General features: G+C 51.8%; 11 protein-coding genes, 5 tRNA genes and 3 rRNA genes. 18 read left to right on the top strand and 1 reads right to left on the bottom strand.

Features of this window, described 5'->3' with window-relative positions:
- Positions 1 to 65: 65 nt before the first annotated feature.
- The 4 genes from ACH3PB_RS14860 (at position 66) to ACH3PB_RS14845 (ending at position 7,367) form a co-directional block, all read left to right on the top strand.
- Positions 66 to 1,600 (top strand): 16S ribosomal RNA (locus tag ACH3PB_RS14860).
- Positions 1,601 to 1,938: 338 nt separating this feature from the next.
- Positions 1,939 to 4,808, top strand: a 23S ribosomal RNA gene (locus ACH3PB_RS14855).
- 194 nt (positions 4,809 to 5,002) lie between these two features.
- Positions 5,003 to 5,118: ribosomal RNA gene (gene rrf / locus ACH3PB_RS14850) — 5S ribosomal RNA — on the top strand.
- Together the 16S, 23S and 5S rRNA genes form the textbook arrangement of a ribosomal RNA operon.
- Positions 5,119 to 5,771: 653 nt before the next feature.
- Complete coding sequence (locus ACH3PB_RS14845; RefSeq protein ID WP_416396104.1) at positions 5,772 to 7,367, top strand: cation:proton antiporter; 1,596 nt, start codon at positions 5,772 to 5,774, stop codon at positions 7,365 to 7,367.
- A gap of 96 nt (positions 7,368 to 7,463) precedes the next feature.
- Here the strand turns inward: ACH3PB_RS14845 and ACH3PB_RS14840 are convergent, their stop codons facing one another.
- A complete protein-coding gene (locus ACH3PB_RS14840) occupies positions 7,464 to 7,673 on the bottom strand; it encodes a cold-shock protein (RefSeq protein ID WP_344809864.1) in 210 nt (69 codons plus the stop codon).
- Between the two features lie 324 nt (positions 7,674 to 7,997).
- On the opposite strand from ACH3PB_RS14840, the gene ACH3PB_RS14835 reads away from it, so the two are divergent.
- From ACH3PB_RS14835 to rplJ, 14 genes are all read left to right on the top strand, one after another.
- Complete coding sequence (locus ACH3PB_RS14835; RefSeq protein WP_416396102.1) at positions 7,998 to 9,122, top strand: biotin--[acetyl-CoA-carboxylase] ligase; 1,125 nt, start codon at positions 7,998 to 8,000, stop codon at positions 9,120 to 9,122.
- Between the two features lie 108 nt (positions 9,123 to 9,230).
- The gene (locus ACH3PB_RS14830) at positions 9,231 to 10,052 is read left to right on the top strand and encodes a type III pantothenate kinase (RefSeq protein WP_416396100.1); all 822 of its coding nucleotides are present in this window, start codon (positions 9,231 to 9,233) and stop codon (positions 10,050 to 10,052) included.
- A 19-nt stretch (positions 10,053 to 10,071) separates the two neighbouring features.
- Positions 10,072 to 10,782 carry an SPOR domain-containing protein gene (locus ACH3PB_RS14825; RefSeq protein WP_416396098.1) on the top strand — a complete coding sequence of 237 codons (711 nt, stop codon included), beginning with the start codon at positions 10,072 to 10,074 and terminating at the stop codon, positions 10,780 to 10,782.
- A gap of 57 nt (positions 10,783 to 10,839) precedes the next feature.
- A tRNA-Thr gene (locus ACH3PB_RS14820) sits at positions 10,840 to 10,915 on the top strand.
- 60 nt (positions 10,916 to 10,975) lie between these two features.
- Positions 10,976 to 11,059 (top strand) — tRNA-Tyr (locus ACH3PB_RS14815).
- Positions 11,060 to 11,078: 19 nt separating this feature from the next.
- A tRNA-Gly gene (locus tag ACH3PB_RS14810) sits at positions 11,079 to 11,153 on the top strand.
- Between the two features lie 19 nt (positions 11,154 to 11,172).
- A tRNA-Thr gene (locus ACH3PB_RS14805) sits at positions 11,173 to 11,248 on the top strand.
- Positions 11,249 to 11,292: 44 nt separating this feature from the next.
- Positions 11,293 to 12,486 carry an elongation factor Tu gene (gene tuf, locus ACH3PB_RS14800; RefSeq protein WP_416396096.1) on the top strand — a complete coding sequence of 398 codons (1,194 nt, stop codon included), beginning with the start codon at positions 11,293 to 11,295 and terminating at the stop codon, positions 12,484 to 12,486.
- A 16-nt stretch (positions 12,487 to 12,502) separates the two neighbouring features.
- A tRNA-Trp gene (locus ACH3PB_RS14795) sits at positions 12,503 to 12,578 on the top strand.
- A 17-nt stretch (positions 12,579 to 12,595) separates the two neighbouring features.
- A complete protein-coding gene (gene secE, locus ACH3PB_RS14790) occupies positions 12,596 to 12,964 on the top strand; it encodes a preprotein translocase subunit SecE (protein WP_416396095.1) in 369 nt (122 codons plus the stop codon).
- A 9-nt stretch (positions 12,965 to 12,973) separates the two neighbouring features.
- On the top strand, positions 12,974 to 13,501 hold the full coding sequence (nusG, locus tag ACH3PB_RS14785) for a transcription termination/antitermination protein NusG (protein ID WP_416396093.1): 528 nt from the start codon (positions 12,974 to 12,976) through the stop codon (positions 13,499 to 13,501).
- A gap of 83 nt (positions 13,502 to 13,584) precedes the next feature.
- A complete protein-coding gene (rplK, locus tag ACH3PB_RS14780) occupies positions 13,585 to 14,016 on the top strand; it encodes a 50S ribosomal protein L11 (RefSeq protein WP_344808307.1) in 432 nt (143 codons plus the stop codon).
- 1 nt (position 14,017) lies between these two features.
- Positions 14,018 to 14,716 (top strand): 50S ribosomal protein L1, encoded by a 699-nt coding sequence (gene rplA / locus ACH3PB_RS14775; protein ID WP_416396090.1) that lies wholly within the window; start codon positions 14,018 to 14,020, stop codon positions 14,714 to 14,716.
- Positions 14,717 to 14,908: 192 nt separating this feature from the next.
- Positions 14,909 to 15,439, top strand: coding sequence for a 50S ribosomal protein L10 (gene rplJ, locus ACH3PB_RS14770; RefSeq protein WP_416396088.1), 531 nt, complete (start codon positions 14,909 to 14,911; stop codon positions 15,437 to 15,439).
- The last annotated feature ends 26 nt before the right edge of the window (positions 15,440 to 15,465 follow it).

Genomic DNA, 15,465 nt, shown 5'->3' with positions numbered 1-15,465 from the left:
AAACACTGAAGCAATTCAGTAGTTTTAAACTTGCCATTGATGAAGTTATTTAGTTTTGATGATTTAAACTGAAGAGTTTGATCATGGCTCAGATTGAACGCTGGCGGCAGGCTTAACACATGCAAGTCGAGCGGTAGCAGGCCTTCGGGTGCTGACGAGCGGCGGACGGGTGAGTAATGCATAGGAATCTGCCTGGTAGTGGGGGATAGCCCGGGGAAACCCGGATTAATACCGCATACGCCCTACGGGGGAAAGGATGGGATCTTCGGACCATCCGCTATCAGATGAGCCTATGTCGGATTAGCTAGTTGGTGGGGTAAAGGCTCACCAAGGCGACGATCCGTAACTGGTCTGAGAGGATGATCAGTCACACTGGAACTGAGACACGGTCCAGACTCCTACGGGAGGCAGCAGTGGGGAATATTGGACAATGGGGGCAACCCTGATCCAGCCATGCCGCGTGTATGAAGAAGGCCTTCGGGTTGTAAAGTACTTTCAGTGGTGAGGAAGGGTAAGTCGTTAATAGCGGCTTACATTGACGTTAGCCACAGAAGAAGCACCGGCAAACTCCGTGCCAGCAGCCGCGGTAATACGGAGGGTGCGAGCGTTAATCGGAATTACTGGGCGTAAAGCGCGCGTAGGCGGTTATACAAGCGAGATGTGAAATTCCCGGGCTTAACCTGGGGACTGCATTTCGAACTGTATGGCTAGAGTTTTGGAGAGGAGAGTAGAATTCCCAGTGTAGCGGTGAAATGCGTAGAGATTGGGAGGAATACCAGTGGCGAAGGCGGCTCTCTGGCCAAAAACTGACGCTGAGGTGCGAAAGCGTGGGGATCAAACAGGATTAGATACCCTGGTAGTCCACGCTGTAAACGATGATCACTAGCCGTTGGAAGATTTAATCTTCAAGTGGCGCAGCTAACGCGATAAGTGATCCGCCTGGGGAGTACGGCCGCAAGGTTAAAACTCAAATGAATTGACGGGGGCCCGCACAAGCGGTGGAGCATGTGGTTTAATTCGAAGCAACGCGAAGAACCTTACCTGGCCTTGACATCCTGCGAACCCTCTAGAGATGGAGGGGTGCCTTCGGGAGCGCAGAGACAGGTGCTGCATGGCTGTCGTCAGCTCGTGTTGTGAAATGTTGGGTTAAGTCCCGTAACGAGCGCAACCCTTGTCCTTATTTGCCAGCACGTAATGGTGGGAACTTTAGGGAGACTGCCGGTGACAAACCGGAGGAAGGTGGGGACGACGTCAAGTCATCATGGCCCTTACGGCCAGGGCTACACACGTGCTACAATGGGGCGTACAGAGGGATGCAAAGCCGCGAGGTGGAGCGAATCTCACAAAGCGTCTCGTAGTCCGGATTGGAGTCTGCAACTCGACTCCATGAAGTCGGAATCGCTAGTAATCGCGAATCAGAATGTCGCGGTGAATACGTTCCCGGGCCTTGTACACACCGCCCGTCACACCATGGGAGTGGATTGCACCAGAAGTAGGTAGTCTAACCTTCGGGGGGACGCTTACCACGGTGTGGTTCATGACTGGGGTGAAGTCGTAACAAGGTAGCCGTAGGGGAACCTGCGGCTGGATCACCTCCTTAAACGCACGTCAGTCAGTGCCGGTTAAGTACCCACAACAAATTGCTTGATACTATGTAGACCTCCTGGTTTGACCCAAGTGGCTTTCGAGCTATTTGGGTCAACCCACGGGTTGATGCTCTTTAACAATTTGGACAAGCTGAAGTAAACAACGAGTGGATAATTCTGACTTTGGTCAGATGAGATTCACGCGGAGTTTTACTGTAGTTGTACTCAGACGCAATACCGGCGATAGATTGTAGCAATACAATACATCGTGTTTGTGTCAGCAGAGAATCAGCAATGACGAAGGACCTGTAACAAGGTGTCCTGTAAAGGATGCGTTTGTTTTGGGTTATATAGTCAAGTGAATAAGCGCACAGGGCGGATGCCTTGGCAACTGGAGGCGATGAAGGACGTATGAGCCTGCGATAAGGTTCGGGGAGCTGGCAAACAAGCTATGATCCGGACATTTCCGAATGGGGCAACCCACTGCTTTTGAGCAGTATCATTTCCCGTACGGGAGGTGAGGCGAACCTGGAGAACTGAAACATCTAAGTACCCAGAGGAAAAGACATCAATAGAGATTCCCCAAGTAGCGGCGAGCGAACGGGGACCAGCCGATGTTATTTGTGTTAGAAGAACGACCTGGGAAGGTCGACCAGAGAGGGTGATAGTCCCGTATTCGAAAACACTTTTGACACGCATTAAGTAGGTCGGAGCACGTGGAATTCTGACTGAAGACGGGGGGACCATCCTCCAAGGCTAAATACTCCCAGTTGACCGATAGTGAACCAGTACCGTGAGGGAAAGGCGAAAAGAACCCCGGAGAGGGGAGTGAAATAGACCCTGAAACCCTGTGCGTACAAGCAGTCGGAGCAGACTTGTTCTGTGACGGCGTACCTTTTGTATAATGGGTCAGCGACTTACGTTTGGTAGCGAGCTTAACCGAATAGGGGAGGCGTAGGGAAACCGAGTCTGAATAGGGCGAATTAGTTGCTGGACGTAGACCCGAAACCGAGTGATCTAGCCATGGGCAGGTTGAAGGTTGAGTAACATCAACTGGAGGACCGAACCGTAATCTGTTGAAAAAGATTCGGATGACCTGTGGCTGGGGGTGAAAGGCCAATCAAACTCGGAGATAGCTGGTTCTCCCCGAAAGCTATTTAGGTAGCGCCTTGGACGAATACCACCGGGGGTAGAGCACTGTTTGGGCTAGGGGGTCATCCCGACTTACCAACCCCATGCAAACTCCGAATACCGGTGAGTACTATCCAGGAGACACACGGCGGGTGCTAACGTCCGTCGTGAAAAGGGAAACAACCCAGACCGCCAGCTAAGGTCCCCAAGTACCAGTTAAGTGGGAAACGATGTGGGAAGGCTCAGACAGCTAGGAGGTTGGCTTAGAAGCAGCCATCCTTTAAAGAAAGCGTAATAGCTCACTAGTCGAGTCGGCCTGCGCGGAAGATGTAACGGGGCTAAACTGGTCACCGAAGCTGCGGATGTATCTTAGGATACGTGGTAGGGGAGCGTTCTGTAAGCCGATGAAGGTGTGTTGAGAAGCATGCTGGAGGTATCAGAAGTGCGAATGCTGACATGAGTAACGAAAAGGGGAGTGAAAAACTTCCCCGCCGGAAGACCAAGGGTTCCTGCGCAACGCTTTTCGGCGCAGGGTGAGTCGGCCTCTAAGGCGAGGGTGAAAACCGTAGTCGATGAGAAACGAGTTAATATTCTTGTACTTAATTTAACTGCGATGTGGTGACGGAGAAGGCTAGGCCAGCGCACTGTTGGATGTGCGTTTAAGGTTGTAGGCTGGAGGTTCAGGTAAATCCGGATCTCCTTAAGGCTGAGGACTGAATACGAGCCCTTTTTTGGGCGAAGTGGTTGATGCCAGGCTTCCAGGAAAAGCCACTAAGCTTCAGGTTAGATTGAACCGTACCCCAAACCGACACAGGTGGTCAGGTAGAGAATACCGAGGCGTATGAGACAACTTGGGTGAAGGAACTAGGCAAAATGGTGCCGTAACTTCGGGAGAAGGCACGCTGGTTTTGGTGAAGGACTTGCTCCGTAAGCTGAGACCAGTCGAAGATACCAGGCCCCTGCGACTGTTTATTAAAAACACAGCACTCTGCCAACACGAAAGTGGACGTATAGGGTGTGACGCCTGCCCGGTGCTGGAAGGTTAATTGATGGGGTTAGCGTAAGCGAAGCTCTTGATCGAAGCCCCAGTAAACGGCGGCCGTAACTATAACGGTCCTAAGGTAGCGAAATTCCTTGTCGGGTAAGTTCCGACCTGCACGAATGGCGTAACGATGGGGGCGCTGTCTCCACCCAAGACTCAGTGAAATTGAAATCGCAGTGAAGATGCTGTGTATCCGCGGCTAGACGGAAAGACCCCGTGAACCTTTACTATAGCTTCACAGTGAACTTTGAGCCTGCTTGTGTAGGATAGGTGGGAGGCTTTGAAGCGGTGACGCCAGTCATCGTGGAGCCATCCTTGAAATACCACCCTGGCATGTTTGAGGTTCTAACTCCGGTATAACGGTACCGAGGACACTGTGTGGTGGGTAGTTTGACTGGGGCGGTCTCCTCCTAAAGAGTAACGGAGGAGCACGAAGGTGCGTTAAGTACGGTCGGACATCGTACGGTTAGTGTAATGGCATAAACGCGCTTAACTGCGAGACGGACAGGTCGAGCAGGTACGAAAGTAGGTCATAGTGATCCGGTGGTTCTGAATGGAAGGGCCATCGCTCAACGGATAAAAGGTACTCCGGGGATAACAGGCTGATACCGCCCAAGAGTTCACATCGACGGCGGTGTTTGGCACCTCGATGTCGGCTCATCACATCCTGGGGCTGAAGCCGGTCCCAAGGGTATGGCTGTTCGCCATTTAAAGTGGTACGCGAGCTGGGTTTAGAACGTCGTGAGACAGTTCGGTCCCTATCTGCCGTGGACGTTGGAAATTTGAGAAGAGCTGCTCCTAGTACGAGAGGACCGGAGTGGACGAACCGCTGGTGTTCGGGTTGTCATGCCAATGGCATTGCCCGGTAGCTACGTTCGGACGGGATAACCGCTGAAAGCATCTAAGCGGGAAGCCCCCTTCAAGATGAGATTTCCCGAATCCTTGAGATTCATAAGGGCCCTTAGAGACTATGAGGTTGATAGGTTGGGTGTGTAAGTGCTGTGAGGCATTGAGCTAACCAATACTAATTGCCCGAATGGCTTGACTATATAACGCCAAAGCAAAGGCGGTCAGATTTTCTCTGACACAAACAGGTATTGCGACTGCGCAAGCACCTGGTACAACTACACAGCTTGTCCGATTGTTGAAGACACCAAACATAGGTGAGTGGTTTTGATCATGACCGCTCACGAGTTGCTGGCTTAGCCGGCAACGGCCTCTGAAACGAGGTCAACCAGTTTTGCCTGATGATCATGGCGGACGTGAACCACCTGAATCCATTCCGAACTCAGTAGTGAAACCGTCCAGCGCCGATGGTAGTGTGGCACTTGCCCATGCGAGAGTAGGTCGTTGTCAGGCATCTACACCGAAAGCCCCGTTGCGAACGCAGCGGGGCTTTTTTTATGGCTATATTGTCCTGCTTCAGGGCCGCGCTCCCTGCGTCGCCTTCGTTGCATTCGCTCCAATGACGGTGCAAGATGATTCTTTATCACTACGTGAGGCGGCGATTTTGCTGAGTGGTCATGACAAAGTTTCGATCGAGGGCATCAATTACTGTGGCTATGTTGCTTGCGTACTCTTTGCCGGCGGCTTCAGAGAGCTTTGGCAAACAGCGTCAAAATAGCTACATACCCGATATCAGTACCCAGGCCGGACAAGCCGGCTCCGCTAGCAGCAGAATGCAGGCCGGATCTTCGTCCGCCATGTCTCAGTCTGATCAGTCAAGACAGAATCAATACGATAGCGCGCGGAGACCTTCATCGGCGTCTTATCCCCAGGAATATCGTCGATTTGAGCGACGTCCTCTCGATGTGCAGAGCTATCGGGAAGGGTACCGGGACGGTAGTCGAAGCCAAAGGAGTCAAGAAGCCTTACGCGCAGCAGTACGAGCTTGCGTAGTCAGCTCTGGATATTCGTACACCACCTGTGAGGATCGAGTCCTCAACAGTTACTAATAGCCGGTCAAAGCCGCTGTTTGCGCTACTGCTCATAAGGATCCTCGTTACAGCTCTATGGAAATTCTGTGGATCCTGATCGCTTTTATCTGTGGCTTGTTGGCTGTCCAGGTATCGCTACCTCCTTTGGTCGGCTTCCTGGCCGCGGGGTTTGTTCTCAATCTGATAGGTGTTGAAGAAAACGATCTGCTGAGGCAGCTGGCAGACGTGGGCATAACCTTATTATTGTTTACTATAGGCCTAAAGCTACGCCTCGCTGACTTGGTAAAGACCGAGGTCTGGGCTGGTGGCTTGGTCCACATATCTCTGTGGTGTGTAGTCGTTGTAAGTAGTCTTCTTCTGGCAGGCTTCCTGAGCGCGCCCCTGGTCGGAGATCTCAGCCCGCTCGGAACGAGTCTTGTGGCGTTTGCACTCGGCTTCAGTAGCACAGTTTGCGTGGTGAAGCTGCTCGAGGACAGTGGGGAGCTCCGAACCCGTCACGGTAAACTTGCCCTCAGCATTCTTGTTGTCCAGGATATAGTGGCGGTAGTTTTTCTCGCCATAGCCGCCGGCGAGACGCCTTCAGTCTATGCGCCTTTACTCATCCTCCTGATTTTCACAGCACCACTGCTCAAGAGTCTGCTTAATCGTGCAGGGCATGATGAAATGCTGCCGTTAGCAGGATTTCTCCTTGCATTAGGTGGGTATCAGCTATTTGAGCTGTGCGGTGTCAAAGGCGATTTAGGTGCTCTCGTGATAGGCATGATGCTCAGTGGTCACTCAAAAGCCAATGAACTATCAAAGTCCCTGTTGAGCTTCAAGGATATCTTCCTAATCGCTTTTTTTCTGTCAATAGGCCTGGCTGCGCTGCCAACCTTGGAAACGTTTGCCATTGCGGTTGTGATCCTTGGTCTTCTTGTCCTCAAATTCATGATTTTCATTGGGGTGTTTGCCATCCTGCGCCTTAGGGCCAGGACCATTTTTCTCTCCGCTCTGGCGCTGACTAACTACAGCGAATTTGGGCTCATCGTGGCCTATATCAGTAATCAGGCCGGATGGCTCAGTTCTCAATGGTTAATGATTATCGCAGTTGCCAGCGCCATGTCCTTCGTCGTTACCAGCACGCTCTATCCTCGGGCCCATTCTCTTTACCAACAACACAAAGAGAAACTTAAAGAATGGGAAACGAAGCGACACCTGCCAGAAGATATTTTTGATTGGCCGCGAGAAGTGGAAATTCTTGTAATCGGACTAGGTCGAGTTGGACGCGGCGCTTTCAGCGCACTCTATGAACGAGTAGGCAGTCGAGCCTGGGGTATGGATGCGAAGGCGGAGTTGGTAATGCGACTCCAGGCTTCGGGTATGCATGTCTTTACAGGCGATGGTGAGAACGCAGATCTTTGGGAGGCTGTGGACACCGAGCAGATCAAACTGGTGCTATTGGCGCTCCCGTCGATTAAGGACGCGGCTAGCATTTTGAAGCAGTTGAGGGCGGCAGGGTTTCAGGGTGCTATAGCAGGCATAGCTCGATATGAAGATGACCGGCAGGCGCTGTTAGAAGCGGGCGTTGATCATGTCTTCAACTTCTTTACTGAAGCTGGTGTGGGTTTTGCGGAAGATAGTCTTGCGCTGGTGAAATCCCAGTCCAGAGCCTCTGGGTCCATGGCGCGGTAGAAACGCACACGATTCTGGCTTGGGCCAAAGTCGAAACAGAGAAATCCAGGCACAAAAAAGGCTGCGTTAGCAGCCTTTTTTCAACTCAAACCAGCTTTACAGCGGCTTGACGTTCTCAGCTTGAGGACCTTTTTGGCCCTGGCCGATAGTGAATTCAACCTGCTGGCCTTCTGCCAGAGTCTTGAAGCCTGAGCTCTGAATAGAGCTGAAGTGAACGAATACGTCTGGGCCATTCTCTTGCTGAATGAAGCCAAAGCCTTTTGATTCGTTGAAGAATTTAACTGTACCGGTGACGGTGTTTGACATAACTAAGTCCTGTATTACAAAAAACAGATAGGGTGTTGCTTAAAGAAGTGGGTATTACTGACTAATCTTAACCAGGACGAGATAAAAACAACCTTAACTCGAAAAATAACACCGGCATTTCTAAGCAACTCCACTATACGCCAGTTTGGTCCTTTGTCAAAAGTTTTTTCTTGAAGTGGCTATGGGGTGCTCACTGATTCTTGCGTTGCTCCGGTCCCCCGATCACTATACTCATAAGTTTGACGACGTAGTGGCGAACGGCAATATTCTGGTCGCCGCAGCATCGACTCGTCTTTTTAATCCGAGTAGGAGTTCAATATTTCAATGAAGAAGGAGCTTGCCCGTCTGATTCACTTGCTCGCTTCAGGTGAGCCCGTGTCCGGTCGTGTCATCGGAGAAGAGATCGGGGTAAGCCGGACATCGGTTTCGAACTGGGTGTCGCAGTTGGCAGATTATGGGATAACGGTGAACAGTCAGGCTGGGGTGGGCTACTGTCTGCCGCGGCCCCTCGGCTTGCTGCAACCAGATGTGGTGCAGAGGAGAGTCGGTCAGACTATGCATCGAGTATTTCAACTCGAGATACTTGAAAGCGTCGATTCTACGAACATTCGTGCCTTAGAAGCCCTTCAGGCCTATCTGGGAGGGCGAGCTACTGCAGACCTCGTGCACGAAGCAACTGTAAGCAAGTTTGCCGTGGCGGTTGCGGAGTATCAGACTTCTGGGCGAGGTCGTCGGGGTCGCTCCTGGGTCAGCCCCTTTGCGGCGAACATAAATCTTTCTCTGGCAGTGCGAGTGAACCAGGCGCTCGGTTCTTTGAGTGGTCTGAGTCTCGCAATAGGGATGGCTATTGTCCAGGTGCTTCGGCGTTATGGCTTCAGCGAGGTTGGGCTCAAGTGGCCGAACGACGTGCTTCTGCACGGCCGGAAGCTTGCAGGCATCCTTGTTGATGCGCAGGGTGAAATGGAGGGGCCGGTCGATCTCAGCATAGGCGTAGGTCTCAATGTAATGATGCAGTCGTCGGACGTTGACGGGTTGATAAGTCAGCCATGGGCTTCATTGGAGCAGGCTGCATCTGCAAAAGCCATAACGGTTCCAGATAGGTCTCTCCTGGTGGCGGACCTGATTGCCGAGATAGTAAGAACCAGTGAATTGTTTGCGAGTCATGGGTTCGGATATTTCCAGCCCGAGTGGTCACTGTTCGACGCTTTTCATGGTGAGATTCTCGAGCTGACGTCCCAGCTTGAGCCCGATTCCGGTCAATCCATGGGAGGGAACAGGCTGCCCTTGGCTGTAGGTCAGAATGCCGGGGTGGATGAGCAAGGAAGACTGCTCCTTCGCAAGGGCGAGAATACTGATCCCATAGCGTTTGCTGGCGGCGAAGTAAGCCTTAGGAAGCATTCAGTTCTACAGAAGGTGAGTGGTCATTCCGCTAGCCAGGGGGGCAGTTAGGTGGCGTGTCAACGGTCGTGGCCGTCACGGCTGTTGCTGATCGACGCGGGCAATACGCGCCTCAAATACAAGTTGATCAACGCGTTGGCAGTTGAGGAGTTGAGAGATGTGCAGCTCACTGATGGCAATTATCTCCGCCAGCAGATCGTTGAAAAGATCGTCGCAGTGGAGCCTGTCTACATAGCGAATGCAGAACTAAAGGCCGTGAATGGGGGTGCTGGTGAGAATAGCTTGGCCGTGGACAAGCTTCGAGAACTGGTTGCTGATCCAGGTACACTCCTGCTGATGTCGACTGTAGCCCAAGGCGCCGTCATGGCTGTATTGAAGGCCTGGCAGGCAGAATTGCAGGTAATCGTGGAGGCAGCTCATGTCACGCAAAATGCTCTCGGTGTCTCCATGCGTTACGCGCATATTGCATCGCTTGGCGTGGATCGTTGGCTTGCAATGATTGCCGCATATCAAAAGGCATCAGCTGGGCTGTGTGTCATAGATTGTGGAACCGCAATAACGGTAGATTTCCTGAGCTCCACTGGAGTCCATGAAGGCGGGCTGATTGCCCCCGGATTTACGACCTGTCTTACAAGCCTTAATTTGGCGGACTCTCTGAAAAACGCAGTTCAGGCGGCGGCGAGTCACCCGCTTGGTGCGACTTCCGGAGCAGGAGGTGTCCGCCATGATGGCCTGGGTCTCTCCTCTGCTGCCTGTATTTTCCACGGGGTAGACAGGATGACGGTCGCTTTTCTCGATTCCATATTTGCGCAAGCGCGACGCTTCGAACCTACTCGTGAAATCTTTATCACGGGCGGTGGATGGCCTGCTCTGGAATATGAACCAGCCGTCGACTACCGTTATGAAAGAGATCTAGTGTTCGAGGGGCTCATTCTTTCCTGGGTGGAGGGCCTCACAAGGCCGTTTCTGCCGCAACCATGACGTTGATTAGGTAACCGACTTGCGCTTTCTTTTGCTGGTGTTGTTTGTGCTCAATCTTGCTGTTGCGGGGTTGTCGGCGCTCGACCATTTTCAGCGTACCGAAGGGGTCCCGTACGACGAAGCGCAAAAGTTGATGTTGCTAGGTGAGGGGGCTGTTGCGGAGGAAGAGAGCAGTTCTGAGGTGGGTGGAGTTAACCCAGTCCCGCAGAGTGCTACGGTCGCTTCCCGAAACGGTGGAAGCATAGGGCGAGGTCAGCTGGCAGAAATTAGCACCTGCCTCTTGGTGGGCCCCATCAACAGCCCAATAGTCCTGGAAGAAAGCAAGCGCCTGTTCGGAGTTTATGGTGTTCCGGTTCAAGAGCTGGCGGAAGAGGTCGGTGAAAAATCCGAATACTGGGTCTATATACCGCCGTTCGAATCTAAAAAAATTGCAGATTCCAAGTTAGTTGAGTTGCGAGAGCTCGGATTTGAGAGTGTCCCGATATCCCAGGGAGAGTTCCGAGGCGGAGTATCTCTAGGTCTCTTCAATGCGCGAGAATCTGCAGTAGAACTGGCCAAGCAGCTGGACGAAAAGAAGATTGGCTCTAAGATCAAGGAGTTGAAGAAGAAGTCTAACGATCGTCGGCTACTGACAGCCTCGGAAGTTCCTCGAAATACCAAGTCGGAATTGCTCGCTTTGCTGGCTGCTCTTGATTCGTCTCTAGAGCATAAAGAAATCATCTGCAAATGACTTGCATGCTAAAAAAAACTTCCGTAATATTGCGGCCTCGCTGAAAAGCGTGTCGGTGCTGGTGTAGCTCAGTTGGTAGAGCAGCTGACTTGTAATCAGCAGGTCGGGGGTTCGATTCCGTCCACCAGCTCCATTTTTTAGCAAGTGTTAACTGATTTGGCGCACAGTACAGCTGTTATTTTGCGCGATTTCGGGAGGGGTTCCCGAGCGGCCAAAGGGATCAGACTGTAAATCTGACGCGAAAGCTTCGCTGGTTCGAATCCAGCCCCCTCCACCATTAATAAATTTAGGTTTTAGCGGGCATCGTATAATGGCTATTACCTCAGCCTTCCAAGCTGATGACGTGGGTTCGATTCCCACTGCCCGCTCCAAGGGCATTACAGGCTTGATGCTCATATAGCTCAGTTGGTAGAGCACTTCCTTGGTAAGGAAGAGGTCACCGGTTCAAATCCGGTTATGAGCTCCACCTCATTCACTCAGATCGCAGCGTGTATTTGGAGAAAGTGCGCAATGGGAAAAGCAAAATTTGATCGGACTAAGCCTCACGTTAACGTGGGCACGATAGGGCACGTTGACCACGGTAAGACGACACTGACCGCTGCGTTGACACGAGTTTGCGCTGAGGTATGGGGTGGTGACGTTTCGGCGTTCGACCAGATCGACAAGGCGCCTGAAGAGAAGGCTCGTGGTATCACGATCGCAACTTCGCATGTTGAGTATCAGTCAGAGCTGCGTCACTACGCGCACGTCGACTGTCCAGGTCACGCCGATTATGTCAAGAACATGATCACTGGTGCGGCACAGATGGACGGTGCGATTCTGGTTTGTTCGGCGGCCGATGGCCCAATGCCGCAGACCCGTGAGCACATCCTGCTGGCGCGTCAGGTTGGCGTACCATACATCGTCGTGTTCCTGAACAAGGCGGATATGGTTGATGACGAAGAGCTCCTCGAGCTCGTCGAAATGGAAGTTCGTGATCTGCTGAGTGCATACGAATTCCCAGGTGATGATACGCCGATCATTGTTGGTTCTGCGCTGATGGCGCTTGAAGGCAAAGATGACAACGGTATCGGTACCACAGCGGTCAAGAAGCTGGTTGAGACGCTGGACTCTTACATCCCTGAGCCAGAGCGTGCTATCGACAAGGCGTTCCTGATGCCTATCGAAGACGTATTCTCAATCTCTGGTCGCGGTACTGTCGTGACTGGTCGAGTTGAGCGCGGCGTTATCAAGGTTGGTGAGGAGCTTGAGATTGTCGGTATCCGTGATACCACCAAGACTACCTGCACCGGTGTCGAGATGTTCCGTAAGCTGCTCGACGAAGGTCGTGCTGGCGAGAACGTTGGTGTGCTGCTGCGTGGTACCAAGCGTGACGACGTAGAGCGTGGTCAGGTTCTGTGTAAGCCGGGCACTATCCTGCCGCACACAGTGTTTGAGTGTGAAGTGTATGTCCTGAGTAAGGATGAAGGTGGTCGTCATACGCCATTCTTCAAAGGCTACCGTCCACAGTTCTACTTCCGTACTACGGACGTGACTGGAAGCTGTGAGCTGCCTGAAGGTGTTGAAATGGTAATGCCTGGTGACAACGTCAAGATGACTGTCAGTCTCATCCATCCAATTGCGATGGAAGACGGTCTGCGCTTTGCGATTCGTGAAGGTGGTCGGACTGTAGGGGCAGGTGTTGTCTCTAAGATCATCCAGTAATTTTAACGATTAAGGTAGGCCAGTAGCTCAATTGGCAGAGCGACGGTCTCCAAAACCGTAGGTTGGGGGTTCGATTCCCTCCTGGCCTGCCACCTTAATTCTGATAATTATGAGCACTTCTGTGGAAAGTAAATCGAGTCCACTTGATATTATCAAGTGGACTCTTGTTGTTTTATTAATTGCGGTAGGCGTGGCAGGAAATTCATATTTCCAAACTGAGTCCATGTTGTATCGCGTCCTAGCGCTTGTCGGTTTGGCGGTTGTAGCTGCGCTCATTGCTCTTCAAACAAGTAAAGGAAAAGCGTTCCTTGTTCTTGCGAAGGAAGCTCGTCTGGAAATTCGAAAAGTTGTCTGGCCAACCCGGCCGGAAACTACTCAGACTACCCTGATCGTCATCGCATTTGTTTTGATTGTGGCGCTTATCCTCTGGGCTATTGACTCGCTCATAGGTTGGATTGTTTCAGGCGTCATCGGCTAAGGATTATTTATGCGTTGGTATGTCGTACAAGCTTTCTCCGGATATGAAAAGCATGTCATGCGTGCTTTGCTTGAGCGAATTAAGCTCAGCGGAATGGAAGACAAGTTCGGCGACGTCCTAGTCCCGACTGAAGAAGTCGTCGAGATGAAGGAGGGCAAGAAACGCAAGAGCGAGCGTAAGTTCTACCCAGGATACGTTCTGGTCCAAATGGAAATGGGTGAAGAAGCCTGGCATTTGGTTAAGTCGACCTCGCGAGTTCTTGGTTTTATCGGAGGCACTCCCGACAAGCCGGCTCCTATCAGTGATAAGGAAGCGGACATCATACTGCGTCGGGTTGAGAGTGGGGTCGATAAGCCAAAGCCGAAAACGCTGTTTGAGCCTGGCGAGGTCATCCGGGTCACCGAAGGGCCATTCATTGACTTCAATGGCGTAGTTGAAGAAGTGGACTACGACAAGAGCCGAGTGAAAGTTGCTGTGCTCATTTTCGGGCGTTCTACACCGGTCGAATTGGAGTTCTCTCAGGTCGAAAAAGATTAAATAGCTGGGCAACCAGTGTCATCAATGGAAACCAAGGTTTCTAAAGCGGGGAGCAGAGATGCGTTTGTACCCATGGAGAGAGTATGGCTAAGAAAGTAAAAGCCTATATCAAGCTGCAGGTCAAAGCAGCCCAGGCGAATCCAAGTCCCCCGGTCGGCCCAGCTTTGGGTCAACACGGTGTTAACATCATGGAATTCTGTAAGGCATTCAACGCGCAGACTCAGAGTATAGAGCCTGGCTTGCCAATCCCTGTTGTTATTACGGTCTACAGCGACAGAAGCTTCACATTCATCACCAAGACGCCACCTGCTGCAGTTCTGCTGTTAAAAGCTGCTGGCGTGAAGAGTGGCTCTGGTCGCCCAAATACGGAAAAGGTCGGTACCGTTAATCGAGCGCAGCTTGAAGAAGTGGCAACTATGAAGATGCCTGATCTTTCTGCTTCGGATATGGATGCTGCGGTTAAAACTATTGCGGGTACTGCTCGTAGTATGGGCCTTATCGTGGAGGGTCTGTAACATGGCTAAATTGACTAAGAAGCAGAAGCAGATCAAAGAGCGTGTAGACGCGGGTAAACAGTACGCGATCGATGATGCTGTAGCGTTGTTGATTGACCTTGCGAAGACCACCAAGTTCAGTGAGTCCATCGATGTCAGTATTAACCTCGGTGTCGATGCCCGAAAATCTGATCAAGTCGTCCGTGGTGCCACTGTGCTTCCGAACGGTACTGGCAAAACAGTCAGGGTTGCCGTGTTCACGCAAGGGGCGAATGCAGATAAAGCCAAGGCCGCTGGTGCAGACATCGTTGGTATGGATGATCTGGCTGAGCAGGTTAAAGCTGGCAATCTTAACTTCGATGTCGTGATCGCTTCTCCCGATGCGATGCGAGTTGTCGGTCAGCTCGGACAGATTCTGGGTCCCCGCGGTCTGATGCCAAACCCTAAGGTTGGCACAGTGACTCCTGACGTAGAAACCGCTGTTAAGAACGCAAAAGCTGGCCAGGTTCGTTACAGAACCGACAAGAACGGAATTATCCATTCTCCGCTCGGTAATGTCAGTTTTGACGCCGATAAGATCAAAGGGAATCTGGAAGCGCTCGTGGCTGACTTGAAAAAGGCCAAGCCTGCTGCGGCAAAAGGCGTTTTCCTCAAGAAAATCGTCCTGTCCTCGACAATGGGGCCAGGCTTGAATCTGGATCAGTCGTCCTTCGCGGTATAACTGATCTGGTATTTTGGTGGCTCTGAGCGGGCTTCTCGAAGTCTGCTCTGGTCGTCAAAGACCGCAGGTGCTGGTTCGCCGGCTTAATTTCCTGCGCAGGCGGCTGTCAAACCAAGTGTTAACACGCCGTTGTCATCGCTCTTCGGAGCAAAGTATGTTTGCCGGTTTTTCCGGTTGATGAAGGAGTTATCTGTGGCAATTCGTTTTCAAACAAAGAAAGAGATTGTCGCTGAAGTTAACGAAACTGCAAGCAAGGCACTTTCCCTTGTAATTGCTGATTATCGTGGTGTTACTTCTAACGATATGGCCTCATTGAGAGCCAAGGCGAGGGCTGATAACGTCAACCTTCGTGTCGTGAGAAATACCCTGGCGCGTCGCGCTGTTGAGGGTACGGAGTACGCTTGCGCTATTGAAGCTTTTACAGGTCCAAGCATTCTCGCATTTTCTATGGAAGATCCAGGCGCAGCCGCACGGCTCTGTAAGGATTTTGCTAAGACTAATGAGAAGTTTGAAGTGCGTGGCCTGGCTGTTGGCGGTGAGTTCCTCGGAGCTGACCAGATCGATCGTCTTGCCAAGTTGCCGACCAGAGATCAGGCATTGTCGTTGGTTATGGCTGTCATGTTGGCACCTGTTACCAAGCTGGCGATGACCATGAATGATATTCCTGGCCGGATAACACGCGTTATTGCAGCAGTTCGTGATCAGAAACGTGAAGCGGCTTAGTTAATTAACAGTATAGGTTTGGAGTA

The sequence above is a fragment of the Allohahella sp. A8 genome (assembly GCF_047946665.1).
Classification (GTDB): Bacteria; Pseudomonadota; Gammaproteobacteria; order Pseudomonadales; family Oleiphilaceae; genus Allohahella.
This window is presented reverse-complemented; position numbering and strand designations above follow the sequence as displayed.